19 protein-coding genes, 2 CRISPR repeat arrays and 1 riboswitch (1 of these 22 cut by a window edge) are annotated in these 22,482 nt (G+C 72.4%); of the genes, 7 read left to right on the plus strand and 12 right to left on the minus strand.

Features of this window, described 5'->3' with window-relative positions:
• Positions 1–47 precede the first annotated feature (47 nt).
• Positions 48–980, plus strand: coding sequence for a serine/threonine dehydratase (locus tag QSJ59_RS15350; protein ID WP_285760247.1), 933 nt, complete (start codon positions 48–50; stop codon positions 978–980).
• Positions 981–1,019: 39 nt separating this feature from the next.
• Here the strand turns inward: QSJ59_RS15350 and QSJ59_RS15355 are convergent, their stop codons facing one another.
• Complete coding sequence (locus QSJ59_RS15355; protein WP_285760248.1) at positions 1,020–1,379, minus strand: DUF952 domain-containing protein; 360 nt, start codon at positions 1,377–1,379, stop codon at positions 1,020–1,022.
• A 185-nt stretch (positions 1,380–1,564) separates the two neighbouring features.
• On the opposite strand from QSJ59_RS15355, the gene QSJ59_RS15360 reads away from it, so the two are divergent.
• On the plus strand, positions 1,565–2,230 hold the full coding sequence (locus tag QSJ59_RS15360; protein WP_432707488.1) for a lysophospholipid acyltransferase family protein: 666 nt from the start codon (positions 1,565–1,567) through the stop codon (positions 2,228–2,230).
• A 109-nt stretch (positions 2,231–2,339) separates the two neighbouring features.
• Here the strand turns inward: QSJ59_RS15360 and QSJ59_RS15365 are convergent, their stop codons facing one another.
• The gene (locus QSJ59_RS15365; RefSeq protein ID WP_285760249.1) at positions 2,340–3,815 is read right to left on the minus strand and encodes an aminopeptidase P family protein; all 1,476 of its coding nucleotides are present in this window, start codon (positions 3,813–3,815) and stop codon (positions 2,340–2,342) included.
• Positions 3,816–3,951: 136 nt separating this feature from the next.
• Complete coding sequence (locus QSJ59_RS15370) at positions 3,952–4,920, minus strand: acetylxylan esterase (RefSeq protein ID WP_285760250.1); 969 nt, start codon at positions 4,918–4,920, stop codon at positions 3,952–3,954.
• Between the two features lie 420 nt (positions 4,921–5,340).
• On the opposite strand from QSJ59_RS15370, the gene QSJ59_RS15375 reads away from it, so the two are divergent.
• The gene (locus QSJ59_RS15375; protein WP_432707489.1) at positions 5,341–6,522 is read left to right on the plus strand and encodes a S8 family peptidase; all 1,182 of its coding nucleotides are present in this window, start codon (positions 5,341–5,343) and stop codon (positions 6,520–6,522) included.
• Positions 6,523–6,695: 173 nt separating this feature from the next.
• Positions 6,696–6,809: riboswitch (SAM riboswitch) on the plus strand.
• 98 nt (positions 6,810–6,907) lie between these two features.
• Here QSJ59_RS15375 and QSJ59_RS15380 read toward each other — a convergent pair.
• Both QSJ59_RS15380 and QSJ59_RS15385 read right to left on the minus strand, forming a co-directional pair.
• Positions 6,908–7,414, minus strand: a complete 507-nt coding sequence (locus QSJ59_RS15380; protein WP_285760251.1) for a GNAT family N-acetyltransferase — start codon at positions 7,412–7,414, stop codon at positions 6,908–6,910.
• A 218-nt stretch (positions 7,415–7,632) separates the two neighbouring features.
• A complete protein-coding gene (locus QSJ59_RS15385) occupies positions 7,633–7,857 on the minus strand; it encodes a ferredoxin (protein ID WP_285760252.1) in 225 nt (74 codons plus the stop codon).
• 207 nt (positions 7,858–8,064) lie between these two features.
• Between QSJ59_RS15385 and QSJ59_RS15390 the strand changes: the two genes are divergently transcribed.
• Positions 8,065–9,162, plus strand: a complete 1,098-nt coding sequence (locus tag QSJ59_RS15390; RefSeq protein ID WP_285760253.1) for a pyridoxal-phosphate-dependent aminotransferase family protein — start codon at positions 8,065–8,067, stop codon at positions 9,160–9,162.
• A gap of 420 nt (positions 9,163–9,582) precedes the next feature.
• Here the strand turns inward: QSJ59_RS15390 and QSJ59_RS15395 are convergent, their stop codons facing one another.
• The 3 genes from QSJ59_RS15395 to QSJ59_RS15405 all read right to left on the minus strand — a co-directional run bounded on the left by QSJ59_RS15395 (position 9,583) and on the right by QSJ59_RS15405 (position 13,302).
• Positions 9,583–10,491: a universal stress protein gene (locus tag QSJ59_RS15395; RefSeq protein ID WP_285760254.1), complete on the minus strand. Its 909-nt coding sequence runs from the start codon at positions 10,489–10,491 to the stop codon at positions 9,583–9,585.
• 264 nt (positions 10,492–10,755) lie between these two features.
• On the minus strand, positions 10,756–11,520 hold the full coding sequence (locus QSJ59_RS15400; protein ID WP_285760255.1) for a YqjF family protein: 765 nt from the start codon (positions 11,518–11,520) through the stop codon (positions 10,756–10,758).
• Positions 11,521–11,674: 154 nt separating this feature from the next.
• A CRISPR array of direct repeats spans positions 11,675–12,130; the repeat unit is 29 nt; unit sequence GGGACCATCCCCGCGTGCGCGGGGAGCAC.
• A gap of 953 nt (positions 12,131–13,083) precedes the next feature.
• Positions 13,084–13,302, minus strand: coding sequence for a DUF3099 domain-containing protein (locus QSJ59_RS15405; protein WP_285760256.1), 219 nt, complete (start codon positions 13,300–13,302; stop codon positions 13,084–13,086).
• Between the two features lie 757 nt (positions 13,303–14,059).
• Here QSJ59_RS15405 and QSJ59_RS15410 point away from each other — a divergent pair.
• Entirely contained in the window at positions 14,060–15,442 is a 1,383-nt protein-coding gene (locus QSJ59_RS15410; protein ID WP_285760257.1) for an MFS transporter, read from the plus strand.
• 523 nt (positions 15,443–15,965) lie between these two features.
• The gene (gene ggh, locus QSJ59_RS15415; protein ID WP_285760258.1) at positions 15,966–17,345 is read left to right on the plus strand and encodes a glucosylglycerate hydrolase; all 1,380 of its coding nucleotides are present in this window, start codon (positions 15,966–15,968) and stop codon (positions 17,343–17,345) included.
• 12 nt (positions 17,346–17,357) lie between these two features.
• On the opposite strand, the gene QSJ59_RS15420 is transcribed toward ggh, so the two are convergent.
• From QSJ59_RS15420 to QSJ59_RS15430, 3 genes are all read right to left on the minus strand, one after another.
• Positions 17,358–18,380: a nitronate monooxygenase gene (locus QSJ59_RS15420; protein WP_285760259.1), complete on the minus strand. Its 1,023-nt coding sequence runs from the start codon at positions 18,378–18,380 to the stop codon at positions 17,358–17,360.
• Positions 18,381–18,433: 53 nt separating this feature from the next.
• Positions 18,434–18,874, minus strand: a complete 441-nt coding sequence (locus tag QSJ59_RS15425; protein ID WP_285760260.1) for a pyridoxamine 5'-phosphate oxidase family protein — start codon at positions 18,872–18,874, stop codon at positions 18,434–18,436.
• Positions 18,875–19,042: 168 nt separating this feature from the next.
• Positions 19,043–19,978, minus strand: a complete 936-nt coding sequence (locus QSJ59_RS15430) for a threonine ammonia-lyase (RefSeq protein ID WP_285760261.1) — start codon at positions 19,976–19,978, stop codon at positions 19,043–19,045.
• Between the two features lie 38 nt (positions 19,979–20,016).
• On the opposite strand from QSJ59_RS15430, the gene QSJ59_RS15435 reads away from it, so the two are divergent.
• Complete coding sequence (locus QSJ59_RS15435; protein ID WP_285760262.1) at positions 20,017–20,628, plus strand: flavin reductase family protein; 612 nt, start codon at positions 20,017–20,019, stop codon at positions 20,626–20,628.
• Between the two features lie 99 nt (positions 20,629–20,727).
• Here the strand turns inward: QSJ59_RS15435 and QSJ59_RS15440 are convergent, their stop codons facing one another.
• The gene (locus QSJ59_RS15440; protein ID WP_285760263.1) at positions 20,728–21,942 is read right to left on the minus strand and encodes a glycosyltransferase; all 1,215 of its coding nucleotides are present in this window, start codon (positions 21,940–21,942) and stop codon (positions 20,728–20,730) included.
• A gap of 227 nt (positions 21,943–22,169) precedes the next feature.
• A CRISPR array of direct repeats spans positions 22,170–22,482; the repeat unit is 29 nt; unit sequence CGGTCCATCCCCGCGTGCGCGGGGCTCAC (it continues 938 nt past the right edge of the window).

Raw genomic sequence — 22,482 nt, forward strand, 5'->3', positions numbered from 1 at the left:
GCAATGTTAACTTCACCTTAACGATCTTTACCGGCACAGTGGGAGCCATGACATCGAGCACCACCTTTGCGACCTCCCCCCTTGGCGCGGCCGACGTGCGTGCGGCGGCGGAGCGGATCGCGCCCTACGCCCGCCGCACACCGCTGCTGCGCGCGCGGATCGAGGGCCGCCCGCTCCTGCTGAAGTTGGAGCACCTCCAGCTCACCGGCTCGTTCAAACTGCGCGGGGCGCTGAACGCGCTGTTGGCGGGCGACCTGCCCGCAGCTGTCGTCACCGCCTCGGGCGGCAACCACGGGGTGGGGGTCGCCACCGCCGCGGGCCTGCTGGGGGTGCACGCCACCGTCTACGTTCCCGCGTCGGTTCCCGCGGTCAAGGCCGCTGCGCTGGAGGCGACCGGTGCGCAGGTCGTGCGCGGGGGCGTGGACTACGCGGCAGCGTCAGCCGCGGCACACCGGCACGCCGAAGCCGGCGGGCTGCGCTACCTGCACGCCTTCGACGACCCCGACGTGATCGCCGGCCAGGGAACGCTGGGAGCCGAGATCATGGCCGACGCCCCCGACTGCGACGCGATCGCGGTGGCGGTGGGCGGAGGCGGCCTCCTGGCCGGGGTGAGCCTGGCCGCGGGTGCGGGGTGCCGCCCGGTGGGGGTGGAACCGCAGGGGTGCCGGGGCATGCACGACGCGCTGGCCGCCGGGGAGCCGGTCGACTCCCCCGTGGACTCGGTGGCCTCCTCCTCGTTGGGGGCGACCCGGGTCGGGGCGGTGCCTTTCGCGGTACTGCGCGACCGGGGGGCGGCATCGGTGCTGGTCTCCGACGCCGAGATCCTCGATGCGCGCGACCGGCTGTGGTCGGAGTTGCGGATCGCCGCGGAGCCCGCCGCAGCCGCGCCGTTCGCCGCCTGGCTGGCCGGCCGAGTGCCCGGGGAGCTGCCGTGCCTGGTGGTGTGCGGCGCCAACGCCGACTGGCGGCCGGTCGACTGACCCTCCCGCGGGCCCGTTGCGACGGGCCCGCGGGATTGTTCATGGCCGCGGCACGAGGGCGGTGAAGTGCCCTTGCTCGTCGCGTTCGAGATCGAGCAGCGCGACGACCGCGGAACGCTCGATGGGCCCGTACACGTGCCGGAACCGGATTCCGTCCGCGAAACCGGGCGGCGTCGGGACCGCCTCCTCGTCGCGGACCTCCGAGCTCAGCCCGGCTTCGTCGATCATCAGGGCGATGACGGGGCTCGGGGTGTCCCTGAAGAAGGCGTTGGCCACCTCCAGGGTCACCTTCTCGTCGCCCACGCCGTGCACGAAACCGTCACGGTCGAGAGAGGCCGGGGTGTAGGGGCGGTCGGGATCGGACTTCCACTTGTCAATGGGTACCAGGTGATAGATCACCGGACATTTCTACCGTGAAAATCGGGGGCCCCAACAACTCCCAACCCCTTGTGGCAAAGGGTTGTGGTCACTTCCGCCGGCCCCGAGTAGCCACGCGTGGGGCGGCCGGCCCGGCAGGCCGGGCCGGCCGATAGGTTCTACGTGCACGAACACCACGACGCCGGCAGAATCGACGGGAGATGCGCGTGCTCTACAGAACAACCCGGGTGGTGGCCTCGGCCATGGCGCGGGCGGTGTACCGGCCCCGCATCGAGGGACTGGAGCTCCTTCCGGCGAGCGGCCCCCTGTTGATCGCCAGCAACCACCTGTCCTTCGTGGACAGCGTCGTGATCCCGCTCGCGGTACCGCGCCGGGTGCGGTTCATGGCCAAAGCGGAGTACTTCGAGGGTCCGGGCGTCAAGGGACGCATCTCCAGACAGGTCTTCACCTCGCTGGGCGCGCTCCCGGTCCGACGGGGCACGGGGCGGGACGCGATCGCCGCGCTGGAGGCCGGCCTCGGCGTGCTGAAGGACGGCGACGCCTACGGCGTCTACCCCGAGGGGACCCGCTCGCGCGACGGACGGCTGTACCGGGGGCGCACCGGGATCGGCCACCTCGCGTTGGCCTCCGGCGCCCCGGTGGTGCCGGTGGCCCTGTTCGGTACCGAGCGGATCCAGCCCGTGGGCACCCGGATGCCTCGCATCAGCCCGATCCGGATCCGCTTCGGCGCCCCCATGGACTTCTCCACGGGCTACGACCACCTCAAGCCCGGCAAGGCCCGCCGCGAGGTCACCGACACGATCATGGACGCCATCCACGCGCTGTCGGGCCAGGAGCGCGCCGACACCTACAACGAGCCCGCCACCGGCTGAGGGCCCCGCCCCGAACGGCCGCGCGCACCGGCACGTGCCGGTGCGCGCCCAAGAACACGGGCGGGGCCTGCGCGGTGGAAGTACGCCCCGTACGGTGCGGCGGGTGGCGTCAGGCGTCGGGCAGGAGGCCCGACAGCCACTCCTCGACCTCGGCGGAGGCACGCGGCAGCCCCGCGGAGAGGTTGCGGTGGCCATCGGCCGTGACCAGGATGTCGTCCTCGATGCGCACGCCGATTCCGCGCAGTTCGTCGGGGACGGTCGTGTCGTCGGGCTGGAAGTACAGGCCCGGTTCGACGGTGAGGACCATGCCGGGCTCCAGGAGGCCGTCGACGTACCCTTCGGAGCGCGCGGTGGCGCAGTCGTGGACGTCCAGGCCCAGCATGTGGCCGGTTCCGTGCAGGCTGTAGCGGCGCTGGAGCCCCAGTTCGAGAACCCGCTCCACCGGTCCCTCCAGCAGGCCCCATTGCACGAGCCCTTCCGCCAGTACCCGCTGGGCGGCGTCGTGGAAGGCCCGGAAGGGGGTGCCCGGGCGGACTGCGGCGATACCCGCCTCCTGGGCCGCGTACACCAGGTCGTAGACGCGGCGCTGGACGTCGGTGAAACGCCCGTTGATCGGCAGGGTGCGGGTGACGTCGGCGGTGTAGAGGGTGGTGGTCTCCACTCCCGCGTCCAGCAGAAGCAGCTCGCCGGAGCGCACCCGCCCGTCGTTGCGCACCCAGTGCAGGGTGGTGGCGTTGGGGCCGGCCGCGGCGATGGTGCCGTAGCCGACGTCGTTGCCCTCGACCCGGGCGCGCAGGAAGAACGTGCCTTCGATGTGACGCTCGGAGGTGGCCTCGGCCTCGGGGAGCACCCGCACGACGTCCTCGAAGCCGCGCACGGTGGAGTCGACGGCCCGCTGCAACTGACCGATCTCCCAGTCGTCCTTGACCAGGCGGGTGTCGTGCAGGAACTCGGCGAGCTCCGCGTCGCGCCGGGTCGCCTCCTGGGGGTCGGCACCGGACGAGGCGAGCACTGCTTCCAGCGCGGCGTCGTGACCGCGCACGATCCGACTGGGCGCCTCAGGGGCGTCGCGCAGCAGGTCGGGGAGGGCGCGCACGTCATGGGCGGGCAGGCCGAGCAGGGCCGATGCCTCGGTGAGACTGTGGCGGCGGCCGGTCCACAGCTCGCCGTGGCCGTCCAACCAGAACTCGCCGTTGTCGCGGTCGGAGCGCGGCAGCAGGTAGACGACGGAGTCGTGGCCGCCGTCGGTGCGGGGCTCCAGCACCAGGCAACCGCCCTCGGACTGGTCGCCGGTGAGGTGGACGTAGTCGCTGGCCGCCCGGAAGGGGTACTCGGTGTCGTTGGAGCGGACCTTGAGGACGCCGGCCGGGATGACCAGGCGCTCCCCCGGGAAGCGGGCGCTGAGCACGGCGCGGCGCTTGGCGGCGTAGGGCGACTGTTCCAGCGGCTCCAGGTCACGGCGCTCGGTGTCGGCCCAGCCGGTGCGCATCCACGCGGCCAGTTCTTCGGAGACCTGCCGGTAGGGGCCGTTCTTGCGCGGGGTGAAGGTCGGTGCGTCGTCCTGGGACGGCTGCTGCTGGGTCACGGCTGTGCTCTCCTCGTCGAGTGCCGGTCTGGCCGGCGGGCTGCTTGTGGCTGCCTCCTCCCCCCATCGTAGGAGGCCGCCACCGCTCGCCCGAGGTCGCGGGGCACCGCACCCGGTTCGTCGGGCCCGCACGGGCTCACAGAGTCGCGGCGAGCCAGCGCAGCTGCTCTGCTTGCTGGAACCCGGCGCCGCCCTCGTGGCCGTTGTAGGGGTAGACGCGGATGTCCTTGTCCCCGGTGTAGGCGTTGTAGGCGCCGAACACCGTGGAGGGCGGACACACCCCGTCCATGAGGGCGGCGGAGAACAGCGCGGGAGCGTTCGCCCTGGCCGCCAGCACCGTGCCGTCGAAGTGCGAGAGCGTGTGGAAGACCTGCCCGACGGCGCCGCGGTGGGCCTTGAGGTAGCGCACGATCTCCAGGTAGGGCTCGGAGTCCGCGAGGGAGGTGGCGCGCGGGAAGTCGCACAGGAAGGGCACGTCCACCAGGACACCGGCGAGGTCCGGGACGAGGCCGCCGACGGCAAGCGCGACGCCCCCTCCCTGGCTTGCGCCCGCGACCGCCACCCGGGCCGGGTCGACCTCCTCGAACGCGCGCAGTGCCTCGACCGCGCGCACCCCGTCGGTGAACAACCGGCGGTAGTAGTAGTCGGCCGGGTCGGTGATCCCCCTGGTCATGACCCCCGGGGAGGCGGGCATCCCCGCTGCGGCCACCTCGTCGGGGGTGTCGCCCACCCTCCAGCCCGAGCCCTGCCCGCGAGTGTCCATGACCAGGTGGGCGTAGCCCGCAACGGCCCAAAGAGTGTTCTCGTGCGCCAGCCCGCGGCCGCCTCCGTAGCCGGCGTACTCGACCACGCCCGGCAGGGACGTGTCCCGGTGCGCGGGCAGGTGGAGCCAGGCACGGACCTGGTTGCCCGCGAAGCCGTGGAAAACGACGTCGAAGGTGTCGACCGTGCGCAGGCCGGTGTCAACGGGCGTGAAGCGGGCATCGAGCGAGGTCGCGCGGGCCTGGGCCAGCGTGGCCGACCAGAACGCGTCGAACCCGGCCGGCTCGGTGACCGTCGAGCGGTAGCGGCGCAGTTCGTCCAGCGGAAGGTCGAAGTGGGGCACGGGCTTCCTCGCATGGGTGCGGTCCGCCGGGAGGGGGCGGCAGGGACGGTGGCCGGGGCGCCGCGTCGGGGACGCTCCGACGCTTGGGCACCGACCCTACTCACCCCGGTTCGACGGTGCGCGACGGGGATCGCGACGCGGCCCCGCGAGGCACAGCCGGCTGCGAGGAGGCAGAAGCGGAGCGTGACCATGACTGGCCGGGCATGGCCACTCTGCCCCATTGACAACTTTTCCTACCGCAGTTGTAGGTAATTGCTTTTCATTGGTGTTACATGGCGAAAAACTACCCAAAGTAACCAATCTTTCTTTTTAAGTGACGATCCGCCTACAGTCCTGTCAACCGCGACGGACCCCGCCGCCGCGGGGCGCGACTCCTCACCCCCGGAGCCACGCCACCCCTCTCCTACCAGGAGGACACTGGTGCAACGATCCACCCACATGCGCGCGCTCGCCGGTCTCGCGGCGACCGGACTGCTGGCCCTGCCCCTGGCCGCACTCGGCGCGAGCCCGGCCGCCGCCGACGACCTGGCCCCCCTGAAGTCGGCCGGAGCCACGGCGGTGAACGGCGAGTACATCGTCGTCCTGGAGGACGACGTGACGGTCGCCGAGGTCACCGGTGGTGACGGCGTCGGCGTCGCGGCAAGCGACATCGAGCACGTCTACGACACCGTTCTCAACGGCTTCTCCGCCGAACTCGACGACGCGGAACTACACCGCCTGCGCGCCGAGCCGGGCGTGGCCTACGTCGAAGAGGTCGGCGAGGTCAACCTCTCCGCGGTGCAGAACAACCCCACCTGGGGCCTGGACCGCATCGACCAGACCAACCTGCCGTTGAGCAACAGCTACTCCTACGACTACACCGGCGACGGCGTCTCGGTGTACGTCATCGACACCGGGATCGCCCCCAACCACCCCGACTTCGGCGGCCGGGCCTCGATCGCCTTCGATGCCTACGGGGGCAACGGCGTGGACGGCAACGGACACGGCACGCACGTGGCCGGCACCGTGGGCAGCGCCACCTACGGTGTCGCCAAGGAGGTCGACCTCTACGGCGTGAAGGTCCTCTCCAACAGCGGCTCGGGCACCACCGCCGGCGTCATCGCCGGCGTGGACTGGGTGGGCGCCAACGCCGACGGCCCCTCGGTGGCCAACCTGTCCCTAGGCGGCGGTGCCTCCCTCGCCCTGGACCAGGCGGTCAACCGACTGGCCGCGAGCGACGTGTTCGTGGCCGTGGCAGCGGGCAACTCCGCCGCACCGGCCAGTGGCTCCTCGCCCGCCCGGGCCGCGGGAGTGACCACGGTCGCCGCCTCCACGCGCACCGACACCTCCGCCTCCTACACCAACTACGGCCCGTCCGTGCAGCTGTACGCACCCGGGTCGGCCATCACCTCCACCTGGACCGGCAACAGCACCTACACGGGCAACGGCACCTCGTTCGCCAGCCCGCACGTCGCCGGAGCGGCTGCGCTGTACAAGGAGGCCAACGGCGAGGCCGGCCAGAGCACGGTCCAGAACTGGCTCGTGGGCAACGCGTCGGCCGGCGTCCTCAGCGGCGTGCCGGCGGGCACGCCCAACCTGCTGCTCAACGTCTCGGGCCTCTGACCCCGATCCGGTAGCGAACCGATCGACCCAGCGGGGCCCCGGCCACAAGCCGGGGCCCCGCGTCGTGGGTCGACCGACCCGGGTTCCTCAAAAACAATTGCGACCGGCTGTGCAGCTTCTGCCACTCCGGCACACCTTGAAAACGTGACGCGCAATCGCCTGGCTTCGCATCAGGTCACGAGTGCCGGCGCAAAGATCCGGCGTGCCGGCCGGCACCCTCCTGCACAGCGGGGTGCCCCGGAGCGACGACCGGGGCGAGCCTGGGCGTGAGCGCCGAAGGGTTCCACCCGGTTGGACGCCGCCGATGCCCCCCGGGGTGCCCTCACCGCTGTTGGCCGGGGCCGACGCCGCGGCGGCGCGCGGGGGCCGAGCGGGCGGAGTCGGGTCAGGGGGCGCCGGACAGCGGCTTGTCGAAGGCGAAGTAGCGGCGCCGCCCCGACTCGTCGAACCCCTCGCCGTCACGGGCACGGTAACCGAGCACCCGGTAGAGGGCCATCGCCTCGGGCTGGGCCGGCCCCGTGCTCAAGAAGACACGGGTGTAGCCCAGGCGGACCGCCTCGGTCTCCAGGGCACCCATGACCTGGCGGGCCAGGCCGCGGCGACGGTGGGCGGGATGGGTCCACACCCGCTTGACCTCTGCGGTGCCCTCGTCGTAGCGGCGCAGGGCCCCGCCCGCGATCACGGAGGCGCCCTCCTCGACCAGCAGGAGCGCGCCGCGCGGGGGCGCGAAGTCGGTCAAGGGGTAGGACGCCAACTCGTGCGCGGCCCCCTCGGCACTGTAGCGGCGGGTGTACTCCTCCAGCAGTGCCTCGACGAGAAGGGCGGCGCCAGGGTCGGTCAGTGTCGCGGCCCGAACGGAACGGTCCGTTCGCGCGGGGGGTTGCAGCACCATGTCCGGCTTTCCGTGTTCGTGGCGCGCCGCCCGTCGCGACGCACCGGCGCCAGTGCACAACCCGCGCGGTCGCCCGGCTATTTCCGGTGCCCTCGCCCCGGGCGGGCAGGGGACGAGGGCATCGGGGAGGCCACCGCACGGGCCGCGCCGAGGGCCGCGGGAGCGCCGCCCGCCCGGACACGGCGGACGTGCCCTGGGGCGGAGCGCTCAGGCGGCACTCAGGCAGTGGGGGCGACCACGGTCCCGTCGGCCGAGCGCACGAGGATCGCCTCGACGGGGCAGGCGTCGGCGGCCTCGACGACGGAGTCGTCGGGGGCGACCTCGGCGGCGACGGCCCGGGCCATGCCGTCGTCGAAGTCGAACTCGAAGTGGTCGGGGGCGGCCCCCGTGCACATCCCCGAACCGATGCACACGCCCCGGTCCAACGACACGTTCCAGCTCATCGCGATCTCCTCGAAAATACTCGACAGCCCGCGGTGCGGGCAGCGCTCGCCGACGCTTGGGCACCAGCATGCCCTCTCCGGCGAGGAACCGGGACACGGCCACCGCGAAACCGGCCGCCGCCGCCCCTTCGGGCGGGACGCCAACGGACACGAAACGGCCCACCCGGGGGCAGGAGCCCCTTGCCGGCCGGTCCTAGAGTGCGGTGCATGACACTCATCCAACGCGCCCTGCTGGGCCCGGGCCCGAGCAACCCCTATCCCGAGGCGACCGCGGGGCTGGCCGCGCCCCTGCTGGGACACCTCGACCCCGCGTTCATCCGCATCCTGGACCGCACCTGCGCGGGCCTGCGCGAGGTGTGGGGGACCGACAACGCGCTGACCCTGCCGCTGTCGGGGACCGGCTCCATCGGCATGGAGGCCGCGTTCGCCAACACGGTGCGCGCCGGCGACACCGTGGTGGTCGCGGTCAACGGACTGTTCGGTGCGCGCATGTGCGAGGTCGCCGCGCGCTACGGCGCCCAGGTGGTCAGGGTGGACCACCCGTGGGGCGAACCGGTGGACGTCGAACGGGTGCTCGCCGCGCACCCCGCCCCGGCGATCGTGGCGGCGGTGCACGCCGAGACCTCGACCGGGGTGCGCAGTGACATCGCCGCCCTGGGCGCGGCGCTGCGGGCCCGCTCCTCGGACACCCTGCTGCTGGCCGACTGCGTCACCTCGCTGGGCGGCTCGGAGATGGCGCTGGACGCCTGGGGCGTGGACATCGCCTACGCGGGCACCCAGAAGTGCTTGGGGGTCGCACCGGGCCTGGCCCCGTTCTCCTTCTCCGAGCGCGCCTGGCAGCGCAGGGTGGAGGTGCCGCCGGTGTGGTATCTCGACCTGGGACTGCTGGGGGCCTACGTGCGCGGCGGCCCCGGCGGACGGGCCTACCACCACACGGCGCCGGTGGCGATGGTCGCCTCCCTGGACGCGGCTCTGACCCGGATCACGTCCGAGGGGCTGCCCTTGGTCGCCGAGCGCCACCGCGCCGCCGGGCTGCGGCTCCAGGAGGGCCTGACCGATCTCGGCCTGGAGTTGTTCGCCGCCGAAGGCCACCGCCTGCCCCAGTTGACCACCGTGCGCGTGCCCGCCGACGCCGATTCCGCCAAGGTCCGCGAGCGCCTGCTCGCCGAGTACGGGATCGAGATCGGCGCGGGTGCCGGGGAGTACGCCTCGACGGTCTGGCGGATCGGGCTCATGGGGGACAACGCCCGCCTGGACCGCGCCGAACTGGTACTCGCGGCCCTGGCCCGGGTGCTGGGGCGCTGATCGACGGCGCGTCCCCCGGCCGGGGGACGACCCGTGGTGGGCCACCCGGTCCGGCAGGGAAAAGCGGCCCGCAATGCGCGCGGGACGGATGGCGTGGCCGCGCGAGACGATCGCGGCCGTGCTGTTCGAGGTGCACCGGGGCGCTCACCCGGACCACCTCGGTGCACGCCGCCGCGCGGAAACAATCCCCGCCGGGTTTGCGCGCACCCGCGCCGGGACGCCGGCGCAGCGCTTCCGCCCGTTCTGCCTGCCCTCGGGCGTTCCCGGCCTCGCGCGGGCGCCCCTCTCCCCTCCCCTCCCCTCGTCGAGGGGCAGGGGGACGGAGTCGACGTCATCCGCCAGATCCGCTCGACGGTCGTCGCCTTGCGAAACGTCGGCGGCGGCCGGCGCCCTCCGCCGCCCTGATGTGGACGGCCCCGCTCACCGGGCACGGTCGTGCGGGTTTCGGACCACCGCCACCGGCAGGACGGCGCCGTGCAGCACCGACTGGCTCACCGACCCCAGGAGCAGTCCGGCCATCCCGCCCCTCCCGCGCGACCCGACCACCAGGAGGTCGGCGCGCTCTGCGGCGGCGAGCAGGGCCTCGGCGGGCGGTTTCTCCGCCATGCGCACCCGGACCCGCACCGACTCGGTCTCCCGGGTCCGGGCCTCGGCGACGAGACCGCTGAGGTACCTCTCGTTGCGGGTCCGCACGGTCTCGCGGCCCATCGTGGAGACCGCCGCGAACGCCATCGGGTCGACCTGCGCCGGCACCTGCCAGGCGTGCACGACGGCGAGTCCCCTTCCGCCGCGGACCGCCTCCGCCAACGCGAACTCCAACGCCTTGCACGAGGCCGGGGACCCGTCGACCCCGACCACAACGCGCCCCCCGGGTTGCGGAGCACGCGGGGCCACCGCGGGAACCACCACGACGGGGCACGCCGCCCTGGCGCTCACCCCCACGCTCGTCGAGCCCAGCAGGACCGTGGCGAGGCTCCCGTTGCCGCGCGAGCCCACCACGAGCAGGTCGGCCCGTGCCGCTTCGGCCACGAGCGCCTCGACCGGTTCGCCCCTGACGACCCGGGTGTCCACCGCCAGGCCGGGGCGGACGCGGCGGACCCGATCCCGTTCCCTCGCCACGAGCACCGCCCCGCTGCGCCCGCGATCGCCGGGCACCGAACCGGAAGGGCCGGTGAGAACGTGCACGATGCGCAGCCCGATCCCCCGCGCCTGCGCGGCGCCGGCCGCCCAGTCCAGGGCGATCGCCGCCCCCTCGGAGCCGTCCACCCCGGCGACGCCCCCGTAGGCCCGCGCATCGCCGCCCCGCCCGGCACCGTCCCCCGCGTCCATCCGTGTCCCCTCCCCCACGACCGAACCGCTGTGCCCCCGCCGGCCCCGGATGCCCTCGGGGCCGGCGTCCCCGTCGATGGCCGGCGCCGCTTCCTCGCGGAAGGCGCGGGTACCCGGGTCGCAAGATCCCCGCACTGATCAGGGCTTTTTCGTCCTACTGTTTCAAGGACTGCCCCGAACGGGAGCGGCTAAGGGTCGCCTGGCGCCGCGACGGCGTGCCCGCAGGCCCCGACTCGGCGGAGCGAAGGTCCCGGCCACGGACCGCTACCCCACGGCCGGACGCGGCCCGCGCAAGGGTCCTGCGAAACGCACGGTCACGCCCGGGGAGTACAGGACGCTCACCGGCTCGGCGGCCGGTGCGGGCAGACCGGCCGCCGCGACGAGGTCCTCCGTGCACTCCAGGAGTTCGGCACGGTACAGCGGCCAACGCGGATGGGCGTTGGGCAGGTACAGCGAACGGCCGAACAGGGTGCTGTGCAGTCCCCAGCGCGCGGTCAGGAAGTGGTCGAGTTCGGTGGGCTCGTCGACGGGGCCGCCCACCCGGACGGCGATGCGGCTGTGCGCGCCGCGCGGACCGGGCCAGCGCCGGGAGCTGGCGTAGGCGATGGTGCTGCCGTCGCGGCGGATCGACATGCGCGACCACAGGTAGGGCAGGCCGAAGCCGATCCGCGCCATGAGCACCGACGCCAGGCGGGCGGCGTCCAGCGAGCGGAAGACAACGCCGCGGCGCCCGTGCGCGTCCACCGAGTAGAGACGGACGTTGGTCTCGGGGAAGGTGCCGAGATAGGGGATGCCGGGCAGTCGGAACCAGCCGAGGCGGTGCATCCGGAAGGCGATCAGGCCCACGTAGGTCACCCCGTTGCGGGTGTCGGGGGCGGTGCCCGGCGGCAGGAGCGGCGCGACCAGGCCGGGGTCCACTTCCCAGTGCAGGAAGGTGGTGTCGAGCCAGGACTGGGTGAGGAGCGGGTGGGCGACGGCCCCCGGCGCATCGGGCGTGACCGGCTCGGGACCAGCGGGTGTGGACGGCACAGGACCAGGATCGCAGAAGCCCGGCGCCCGGGAACCACCGGCGCGGGTCCCCGCGTATAGCCCCTTCCGGACACCGAATCGGCGCGGCGCGGGGGCCGTCCTCGGTGTGCGCGGGGCCCACTAGGAGCGCGGCCTCATCGATGACCGCCCATAGCGGTCCATCCCCGCGTGCGCGGGGAGCACACGAGCGACACCGACTGCTGGATCCCGTAGGTGGGATCATCCCCGCGTGCGCGGGGAGCACTGGGTGGCGGCGTCGCCCACGCTGGTGATCAGGGGACCATCCCCGCGTGCGCGGGGAGCACCCGTCTGGGGTCGGCGTGACGCTCACCGAGGAGGGACCATCCCCGCGTGCGCGGGGAGCACCTCCTTCGTGCGGGCGGTTCCTTGAACACAACTGGACCATCCCCGCGTGCGCGGGGAGCACACCATTGGCTGCTGGTCGTCACCGACAACATTGGGACCATCCCCGCGTGCGCGGGGAGCACACATTGAAGTCCTTCAGTTCGACGGGGGCGATGGGACCATCCCCGCGTGCGCGGGGAGCACAGAAACCGGCCGATGTCGTTGTTGGCTGCCGCGGGACCATCCCCGCGTGCGCGGGGAGCACTCTTGTTGACCTGGGACTCTACCAGCGGGTAACCACTGTTTCATTCACTTGTCGAGAAAAGAACATTCACCCCAGGCGGCACCAAAACCCCTGATCGGGTCGGCAATACCGCACCGATGGCATTCGGCCGTTTCGCGTCGCGGAGCCCTCGAATGACGATGGAAGCGTTCGCCCACCTCCCTCCCCGGACGCGTGAATTCCGGGGTGCCCATTTCCCATTCGGGCCACCGATAGCGGTACAGATCGACACGAGTCCGCACGCGGGCAGCACGCAACGCGAACCGTCTCCTCCAAGGCGAATACCCCGCCGTCCCGCAGCCGGGGAGATAACGACGCCCTTTCCCACACATCGGCGGTGGAAATTTCCGTGACCTTCTCCCCGGAGGGCACAAAAAAACATCAAACGCCGCCGGGCAACGCGTATCACGGGCACAATCCATCACCATGCACCGGAGGCGGCACCAGAAGTTAATAGACAGTGAATTAACCGGCGCCGCCTTCGCCGCTATCCCTCCCTGCGAAACCGACCGGTTGGTGACAGCGCGTTCGATACCGCTCGCTGAAGGGGCGGTCGAGCTCGGGGACGGATTTTTCCGCCGCGGACTTTCGCTCAGGGCGAAAAAATGCGCGACAGGCATCGCTGCCGCAGCCGCCGAGGTGAACTTTTGGCGATCCTGTTCACCCGGTCTTCTCCCGCCCGCGGAAGTCCGGTGCCGCACCCCGCGCCCGCCCGAACGACAAGTGCCCCGGGGCCCGACTTCCTCCGGGGAGCGAAATCAGGGGCGCGAAGTCGCCCGGAGTCGCCTCGCCCACCCGGCGGGGAAACGTCCCGGCCTCCGCACAGTGGGAGCAGGCGCAGGACTACGCCATCGGGCCGTTTCCTGCGCGAAAAGAAAAATGCCTCGGGGCGGGACCGACCGGCACACCGGGCCGCCGGGCCGGCCTGAACGGGATCAGTCGGCGTTGGGGCCGTAACGGGAGTCGTGATCGGCGGGATCGTCCGGATCGGCGGAGTTTCCGACGAACACCGCGACGAGCAGCAGGACCGCGGCAACCGCACACATGGCAACGCCGACACCCGTGCCCGTCAGCGCCGCCACCGGAGCGGAAGCGGCGAACAGGACGAGGCTGCCCCCCATTAGCAACACGTAGTTGCGAACGCGCCGTCTCACCCTTTCAGACTACGCGCTATTCGCCCGCTGACCAGGGGGGACGTGCCCATCCCCGCCCCGACACCGCAACCGGCACGGCGACCGGTCCACCGCATCACCGGCCCGGGGGCTCCCCGGCTGGGCCGCTGTCGATCGCACGCCTCGCTCCTCCCCATACCGGCGCCGCGTTTCCCTGCCCGGTCAGCCTTCCAAACGGTCGACCGACGGGCCCGGGCCAACGCCAGCGAACCACGAACACCCGTGCGAACGAGCGGAACAAAACACCCCAGCGGCCAATTGATCCCGTGACGCCCATCACTGGCCGATCTCATTGCCGGAGAACTTCCCACCAAGCGAGCAAAAGGGACCAATACGCGCCAAATTTGAAATGCAGGCCACAATGCATTCTTAAGACGGACAAACGATATGGCCCCTTTGAAGTTGTTGTGATTTAGATCTAAGCAAGAATTACTTTACCTTCAACAAAACCCAGAGCAGCAAGGGGCTTTGAGCGTTTTCGCTGGTCCCTAGAGTGCCGAAGCGAAAATTCGCGCGTCGAGTCGCAGCATTGACGTCGTGTTTTATGTAGCCTCTATGACAGTCGGCGTTCACGTTTACGGCCATAGCCGCCGCTGCCCGATCCCCTCTGGAAACAGATTCCGGCTCCAGTGGGCCCGACATCCACCGCCACGAAACCCAAACCAGGGGCTATCGAGGCCAACGCCCCACCTTCAGTCGCGCAATGTCATACATACTCTTTCCGAAAAAATGGTAGAACGTGTCTGAGAACCAATACATCGATTACGCACGTACTCACGACGAGAAGGCCGCCACAGAGCGGCTGCGGCGCGCAAGAAGGGTGCTCTACGCCTACTTCTTCGTGACCGGAACAGTCATCGCGGTGTGGGCGACCCGGGTCCCGGCGGTGAAGGACCAGGCCGGTGTGAGCGCCGGGGAACTGAGCATCGCGCTGCTCGCCCTGGCGTCCGGGGCGCTGATGGCGATGCGACTGAGCGGCGGACTGCTGGACAGGTTCGGCGGCAGGGTCGTGGTGCCACCGGCCGCCCTGGCCGCGAGCCTCGCGCTTTCGGTTCCCGCCCATGTCAGCGGCATGCTTCAGCTGACCGCGGCCCTGTTCCTGCTCGGCTCGACCCACGCGCTGCTCAACGTGTCCGTCAACGTCCAGGCCACCCAACTGCAACGCGCATACGGACGTCCGATCATCGCCTCTTTCCATGCGGCCTGCTCGTTCGGCGGCTGCTTCGGAGCCATCGCCGGGACGATCTTCGCCCGTGCCGGGATGGACGCGACAACGACCTTCCACGTGGTGTCGATCGCCCTGGCCGCCATCGCCATCACCCTGCGCAAGGAACTCAGCGACAACGCACCGGTGCCCCCGCCGCTCCAGCGGGCCGCGCCGACCGGTCGGCGGACCTGGCGGATCTCCGCCCCGCCGTCGCGGATCGCCCTGCTCGGCGGTATCGCCCTGTGCTGCATGCTCGCCGAAGGCGCCGCCACCGACTGGAGCGCGCTCTACACCCGGGAGGTCGTCGGCGGCACCGAGGCCATGGCCTCGGCGACCTTCGCCGTCTACACCGGGTTGATGACAGTGGGTCGGCTGGTGGGCGACCGTCTCACCCTGGCCATCGGGCCGGTGGCCGTGACCCGCTGCTGCGGTCTGCTCGCCTCGGCCGGACTGTTCCTGGCGCTGGTCTCGCCCGTCCAAGGCGTGGTGATGCTGGGGTTCGGCCTGCTGGGAGCCGGCCTGTCCTGCGTGATGCCCCAGGTGTTCACGGCGGCCTCCGCCTACGATCCCGCGAAGTCCGGACGCAACCTGTGCACGGTCTCGCTGATCGGTTACTGCGGGCCGCTGGTCGGTCCCGTGTCGATCGGCCTGCTCGCCGAGTACGTCGGGCTGACCGCCGCACTGACCCTGCCGGCGGCACTGCTGCTGCTGATCGCGGTCGGCGCGGGGGCACTGCGTCCGGCGACGGGCGCGCAGACCGCTCCCGAACGCTCGGTGTCGGTGGCCTCGGGCGAGCCTTCCCCGATGGACATCGCAGTCCTGGAACCGGAGGTCTCCGCCGCCGGCGCCGCCAAGGACCGCGGCGCTCCCCGCCCCCGGGAGGAGGTCCACTCGTCCAACACGATCATCTCCTGACCGGGGAGCGCCGACCGAGGCGCTGACTCCCCCGTGACCGCGGCCGGGCGCACCCACGCGCCCGGCCGTGTCGTGTGCGCGGGGCGCACCCCGGCCGCGGCCCGATCGCCGCGCACGCGCCGGTTACCCCGGAATTGCCCTGCGCCGGAAACCTGATCGCAACAACCTGTGCGGGCGGCCGGCGAAGGAGCGTACTCCGCGCGCAACGGGTCGACGGTTACCGTCCGCCGACCCCCTCGACAGCAGCGCGCCCCCGAGCGGATCGGCGCGGAAGGCAAGCGGGGCCGGTCTTTTCCGGTCGCACCACTGCGCCGCCCGACGGACTGGCCACGGCGATCGCGCCCGCGACATAATTCTCGACAGGCCCACCGCCCGACGGCGATTACCCCTCTGTGGGGGTGCGGTGCCGACGGACGGGTGGCAACCGAGGACAGCGGTTGTAACATTCTCTTAACACATGACGTCCGCTCCCGACCGGCGTGCGGACCGCCGGCCCAGCCATCCCCACTTCTTGGGAGTCTCCATGACCATAGGCGCAGTCGGCCGGCCGGCCCCCCACGTCCACCGGCCCCACCTGGGGACGGCCGAGCTCGCCTCCGGAGCGGCGTGGGTGCTCGCCGGCAACGACACCGGGCGCATGGTCACGGCCTCCCCCCGGCTGTACCCGCACATGTGGAGCTGGGACGCGGCCTTCATCATGGTCGGCCTGGCCCGGATCAGCGTGGACCGCGCGGCCCGCGAGATGGAGACGCTCCTGGGCGGCCAGTGGTCGGACGGGATGATCCCGCACATCGTGTTCAGCGACGGGACCGGCTACTTCCCCGGCCCCGAACGCTGGGAGACCGGTCGCCTGAGCACCGCCGCTCCCGGCACCCCCGCCACCTCCGGTATCTGCCAGCCGCCCGTGCACGCCATCGCGCTGCGCACGATCGTGGACGCGGGGCGCCGGGGGTCGGCCGCCGACAACCGCCGCGCCGAGGAGCTGCTCGCGACCGCCTGGCCTCGACTGTTCGCCTGGCACCGGTGGTTGGCCACCCACCGCGACCCGCTGGGCACCGGCCTGGTCGCGATCACCCACGGGTGGGAGTCCGGCATGGACAACTCCCCCCGCTGGGACTCCGCCTACTCCGGGGTGCGCCCGGGAACCGACCTCACCCCCTACACCCGCAAGGACCTCGACAAGGTCGGCGACGAGGGCGAGCGCCCCACCGACGCGGAGTACGACCGCTACATGTGGCTCATCGAGGAGATGCGCCGCGCGGGCTACCGCCCTGACGAGGTCGCGCGCAACGGCAGTTTCCTGGTGGGCGACGTGTTCATGACGGCGGCGTTCGCCCTGGCCTGCGACGTACTCGCCGACCTCGGCGAGGAATCGGACCGGTCCCCCGAACAGGTGGCGACGCTGCGCTCCTGGGCGGCGCGCTCCGGCGCGGCGGTGGCCGCCACCCGCGACCCCGCCACCGGCCTGGCCCGCGACTTCGACGTGCGCGCCGACCGCTGGATCGCCACCCCCACGATCGCCGGGTTCTCCTCGCTGCTGTGCGGGGGTGTCACCCCCGAGGAGCGCGCCTCCCTGGTGGCAGCCCTCGAAGGCCCCGACTGGGCGGGGCACCCGCACCTGGCGACGGGGGCGCTGCCCACCGTGTCGCCCTCGGCCGCGGGCTTCCTGCCCAAGCAGTACTGGCGCGGGCCCCAGTGGCCGGTGATCAGCTGGCTGTTCACCTGGGCCATGCGGCGCCAGGGCCTGCACGACAGCGCCGCCGGAATCCGCGCGGAGTGCCTGCGGCTGGTCTCCGACGGCACCTTCGCCGAGTACTACCATCCCCTGACCGGCGCACCGCTGGGGAGCCTCAGCCAGTCGTGGACGGCCGCGGTGGTACTGGACTGGCTCAACGAGGGCTGACCGGGCCCGCCGTCAGGACTGTCGGGAAGCGGTCAGGGACGCGATCACCCGGGCGGCCGGCTCCACGGGGGCCGCCCGATAGCCGGTCCCCGCCCACAGGTGCGCGGTCTCGGCATCGCCGGCGCGCACCGCGGCCGCCCGCAGCGGAGCCGTCAAATGGTGCACCTGGGGGTACCCCGCGGGAGCCAGTGGGTCGTGGACGGTGAGGAAACCGTTGACCAGGCCCCGGGCGCGGCGGCCGGTGAAGGCGCGGGTCACCGCCGTGGCCGTGAACCGCGGATCGGCCAACGCCGCCCGGTGCACCGGGTTCGCCCCGCTTTCGGGGGTCCGCAGGAACAGGGTCCCCAGCTGGGCCGCGGTCGCCCCCGCGGCGAGGACGGCACGCACATCGGCGGCGCGGGTGAGACCGCCCGCGGCGATCAGCGGGACATCGACAGCGGCGCGCACCGCTGCCAGGACCTCGGCCAAGGGCGCTGTCCGCTCGCGGGCGTCGTCGAAGGAGCCCTGGTGGCCGCCGGCCTCCGCCCCCTGGACGCACAGGGCGTGGGCCCCGGCGTCGACGGCCAGCCGCGCCTCGGCCGCGTCGGTGACGGTCCCGACGACGAGCGTCCCCGCCCGGCGCAACCGGTCCGCGACCCCGGGGGGCGGCGGACCGAAGGTGCAGGACACCACGGGGACCGGTTCGGCGAGCAGCAGATCGAGTTTGGCCGCGAAGGCGTCGTCGTCCCAGCGCGGTTCGCCCGGCCGCACGCCCAGGCGCGCGGCATCGGCGGCGATGCGGTACCGGTAGGCGGCGAGCGCGACGGGATCGGCGGTGTCGGGGCCGGGGACGAAGAGGTTGACCCCGAAGAACTCCGCGCCCAGCTCACGGGTCCGCCGCACCCTCTGCACCATGTCCGCGGGCGTGGCGTACCCAGCGGCCAGGAAACCCAGCCCTCCGGCGGAGGCCGCCGCGGCCACCAGTTCGGGGGTACTGGCCCCTCCGGCCATGGGCGCCACGACAACGGGGGCCGCCAACCCGCTCAACTCCTGCACAGTGGGCTCCTCCCCCTCTCCCCTCCCGGCACGGCGGCCGGGGGGGCGACGACTCACATCGCGAAGACGCGGGCCGGGCTGATCAGCACGGCACTGCGGCGTTCCTCGATCATCGCGTGGTCGTAGGAGTCCCAGTCGTCGTGGGTGCCGCCGGCCGCGACGAAGACGGCGCGCAGCAGCAGCCCCAGCATCTCGGCGTCGACACCGTCATAGGCGTCGTCGTAGCCGATGAGGTCGGCGGTGCCCTCCACCGACGCCCAGTGGTACCCGGACTGGAAGACCATGGTGGCCCGGGGGCGCTGACGCAGGAACCTCAGCTTGACGCTGGAAGCCGGCGTGGTGAAGGCGACGGCCTCCTCGGCGGTGACCGGGTGGCGCACGATGCCGGCCACGACCAGGCTGGACTGGATGGAACCGTCGGCCCTGGTCGTGGACACCACGCCGCGGTTGCCGCCCTGCTCGATGAGCGCACGCACGTCGTCGAGATTCGCCATTTCCGCCTCCTCGCCGGGCCCGCGCGCAGCGCGTGCCGTTGCCTGCCCGCCAAAGGCGCCAGGCTACCCCGAGCGGCCCGGTCGACGCCCGTCGGGGCTATGATCCCGTTCACCTTCGCCCACGTCGGGCGGGTGCCACCGCCCCGAACGCGCCGGCGGGGAAGCGGGTCAGAGCACCGCCCTCAGCAGTTCGGGGTCGACGTTGCCGCCCGAGACGACCGCGACCGTACGGCCCTGGGGTGCGCGGCCCGACAGTACGGCCGCGACTGCCAGGGCCCCGCTGGGTTCGGCCACGAGGCGGGCCCGCCGCAGCAACGTCCCCATCGCCGCGCGGATCTCCTCCTCGGTGACCGTCAGCATCCCGTCGAGGCGCTTGTGCAGATGCGCGAAGGTGAGCTCCGACAGGCCCACCCGTACACCGTCGGCGATGGTGCGCCGGGTGCGCTCGGGCTCCCAGGTGATGAGCCGCCCCGCCCCCAGGCTCTCGGCGGCGTCGGCCGCCAGCTCCGGCTGCACCCCGACGACCTTGGTGAAGGGGCTCAACGAGCGCACCGCGGTGGCCACCCCGGAGGCCAGCCCCCCACCGCCCACCGGCACCAGGACGACGTCGGGCTCGGGGAGGTCCGCGACGATCTCCAGCCCCACCGTTCCCTGGCCGGCGAGCACGTCGGGGTGGTCGAAGGGCGGGATCAGGTGCGCTCCGTGCTCGGCGGCCAGCGCCTCGGCAACGGACTGGCGGTCCTCGGGAGCGGCCGACACGATCCGCGCGCCGAACCCGCGCATCGCCGCCACCTTCACCTCCGGTGCGCCCTCGGGGACGACCACCGTGCAGGCGACGCCTTCCGCCCGCGCGGCGTAGGCCAGCGCCTGGCCGTGGTTGCCGGAGGAGTGGGTGACGACGCCGCCCGCGCGGGCGGCGTCGTCCAGCAGCGCCAGCGCGTTGGCGGCGCCGCGGATCTTGAAGGCGCCCACCGGTTGGAGGCTCTCCGGTTTCAGCCACAGATCGCCCTCGTACCAGGGGCAGGGCAGCAGCGGCGTGCGCACGGCGAGGGGGGCGACACGCCGCGCCGCAGCGCGCACCTGGTCGATGGTGATGAGCTCCATGCACCCAGGTTGCCCCCGGCAGCGTAGATTGAACATCGATGCGCACCGAACTGACTCCGGACGACCTACCCGGCCGAGCCTTCTACCGGCTGCTGACGTCGGTGGTCGTGCCCCGGCCGATCGCCTGGATCTCCACGACATCGGCGAGCGGCGTCGACAACCTCGCCCCCCACTCGTTCTTCACCATCGCCAGCACCGCGCCCGCGATCGTGCAGTTCTCCTCCTCCGGGCACAAGGACACCCTGCGCAACGTGGAGGAGACCGGGGAGTTCGTTGTCAACCTCGCCCCGCAGGAACTCCAGCGCCAGGTCAACGAGAGTGCCGTCGACTTTCCCCCCGACATCAGCGAGTTCGACGCCGTGGGGATCAAGCGCGAGGCGAGCCGGGCCGTGCGGCCGCCGCGCGTGGCCGCCTCACCCGTCGCACTGGAGTGCCGCCTGCACTCCACCGTGGCGCTGGGCGGGACGACGGTGGTCTTCGGCGAGGTCGTGCACGCGGCCGTCGCCGACTCCGCGATGGTGGACGGCCACCCCGACGTCGCCCTGCTGCACCCCCTGTCCCGGTTGGGCAGGAACGAGTGGGCGACCGTCGGCGAGGTCAGCCGGGTCGACCGCATCAGCTACACCGACTGGCCCGACGGCGCCCGCTGACCACGGACGGCCCAACGGGGGTTCGGCGTCTTCGCACTGCCGCGCCGGCGGTGCGGTCCACCCCCGGGCGCCGTCCCCGACCCGGCGGCCCCACGCCGCTTACGCGGACACGGGCGGCCTTTCCCGACCGGCCGCGTCGAACAGCAGGGTCGCGGCCACCGCCGCACCGTCGGTGCGGATCGTGCCTGCCACGGCGGTCGCCCGTGCGCGGGTCGCCGGGGTCAGAGTGGTCGCGAGCGCGGCCGACAGGGACTCGACGGTGGGGGTCGGGCCGTCGTGTGCCGCACCGATGCCCAGGGCGGCGACGCGGCCGGCCCAGTACGGCTGGTCCACCGCCTGGGGAACCACCACCTGGGGCGCACCGGCCCTGGCGGCCGTCGTCGTGGTGCCCGCGCCTCCGTGGTGCACGACGGCGGCCACCCGGCCGAACAGTGCCTGCTGGTTGACCTCGCCAACCGTGAAACAGTCGTCCCGGTCGTCGATGAGGGCCAGTTCGGCCCAGCCGTGGGCGACGAGCACGCGACGGCCCAGCGCGCGGATCGCCTCGATGGCGACCCGGGCGACGCCCTCGGGTGCGCGCACGCTGCCGAAACCCACGTACACCGGCGGGGTGCCGGCGGCCAGGAACGCCTCCACCCCGGCCGGGAGCGGGCGTTCGTCCGGCAGGGTCCACGCTCCGGTCTGTACGACGTCGAGGTCCGCCGGCTCCTGCCACGGGCCCAGGACCGCGTCCGCCGCCAGCCACGGCCGGTCGGTGAAGACGTGGTCGCGGGCGTTGTCCACCGGCGGCAGGCCGATCGACGCCCGGTGGGGCGCCAGGCCGAACAGCGCGTTCATGCTCTGGGTGTCCAGGTCCCACAGTGCCCGGTTGTCGGTGACCCCCGGTGGGAACGGCCGACCGGGGAACGGCGCGGGCGGGTGGTGCGGCGACGGCAGGGTGATCGGACAGTAGCTCGCGTACACGTAACGGATGCCCAGTTTCTCGGCGACCGACCGCGCGGCGACCGGCATCATGCCCGTCGCCACCAGCACGTCACATCCCCGTGCCGCCACGGCGACCGCGTCGAACTGCGCGGTGATCAACTCGGCCGCGCGGCGGGGCAGCTCCGCCGCCGACGGCGCCGACTCGTGCATCAGCGGACGCACCGGCCGACCGACGGGAACCAGCGGCACGCCGATCTCGGCCATCCGCTCCGCGCAATCCGGTGGCGCGCACATCCGCACTTCCGCACCGAATTCCCGCAACCGCACCGCGAGTGCCGCCATCGGTTCGACGTCCCCGCGCGACCCCATCGTCGACAGCAACACCCGCATCCCGCGACTCCCGTTTCCGTGGGTCCTGTCCTGGCCCCCGGCCGGTGGTTCTGCGACGCGACCTGCGGCTTTGCGCAGGTCACCCACCAGGCTATACGCCGGAGGCGGAGGGGGCTCGCCTTTTCCCCGATCTCATCGACCACTACGTCGAGGGCAGCCCCCACACGAAACGACGGCACACCGCGCACGGCTCACGACAGGGAAAACCGCGCCATCGCCAAGGGAGTCGGTCCATCCCCGCGTGCGCGGGGCTCACACGCTCCGGGTGCGTCTGGTGCACGTCCCGCTCTGATCCATCCCCGCGTGCGCGGGGCTCACACGCTCCGGGTGCGCCTGGTGCACGTCCCGCTCTGATCCATCCCCGCGTGCGCGGGGCTCACCTCAACGCTGAGAAGTCGCGGAAGGTTCAGGGCGGTCCATCCCCGCGTGCGCGGGGCTCACACACCGGCCCTCCTCTCTATGTGTGGTCGTGCCGGTCCATCCCCGCGTGCGCGGGGCTCACGATATCGCGGTAGCCCCACCACCAGCCCTGTTCCGGTC

This window comes from Nocardiopsis ansamitocini, assembly GCF_030268225.1.
Classification (GTDB): Bacteria; Actinomycetota; Actinomycetes; order Streptosporangiales; family Streptosporangiaceae; genus Nocardiopsis_D; species Nocardiopsis_D ansamitocini.

What these genes read in the sequence shown, in the direction of transcription:
- QSJ59_RS15425 (WP_285760260.1), bottom strand. Translation starts at nt 18,874, where the DNA reads ATGGCGAATCTCGACGACGTGCGTGCGCTCATCGAGCAGGGCGGCAAC.
- ggh (WP_285760258.1), top strand. Translation starts at nt 15,966, where the DNA reads ATGACCATAGGCGCAGTCGGCCGGCCGGCCCCCCACGTCCACCGGCCC.
- QSJ59_RS15385 (WP_285760252.1), bottom strand. Translation starts at nt 7,857, where the DNA reads ATGAGCTGGAACGTGTCGTTGGACCGGGGCGTGTGCATCGGTTCGGGG.
- QSJ59_RS15440 (WP_285760263.1), bottom strand. Translation starts at nt 21,942, where the DNA reads ATGCGGGTGTTGCTGTCGACGATGGGGTCGCGCGGGGACGTCGAACCG.
- QSJ59_RS15380 (WP_285760251.1), bottom strand. Translation starts at nt 7,414, where the DNA reads ATGGTGCTGCAACCCCCCGCGCGAACGGACCGTTCCGTTCGGGCCGCG.
- QSJ59_RS15350 (WP_285760247.1), top strand. Translation starts at nt 48, where the DNA reads ATGACATCGAGCACCACCTTTGCGACCTCCCCCCTTGGCGCGGCCGAC.
- QSJ59_RS15430 (WP_285760261.1), bottom strand. Translation starts at nt 19,978, where the DNA reads ATGGAGCTCATCACCATCGACCAGGTGCGCGCTGCGGCGCGGCGTGTC.
- QSJ59_RS15395 (WP_285760254.1), bottom strand. Translation starts at nt 10,491, where the DNA reads ATGGACGCGGGGGACGGTGCCGGGCGGGGCGGCGATGCGCGGGCCTAC.
- QSJ59_RS15390 (WP_285760253.1), top strand. Translation starts at nt 8,065, where the DNA reads ATGACACTCATCCAACGCGCCCTGCTGGGCCCGGGCCCGAGCAACCCC.
- QSJ59_RS15435 (WP_285760262.1), top strand. Translation starts at nt 20,017, where the DNA reads ATGCGCACCGAACTGACTCCGGACGACCTACCCGGCCGAGCCTTCTAC.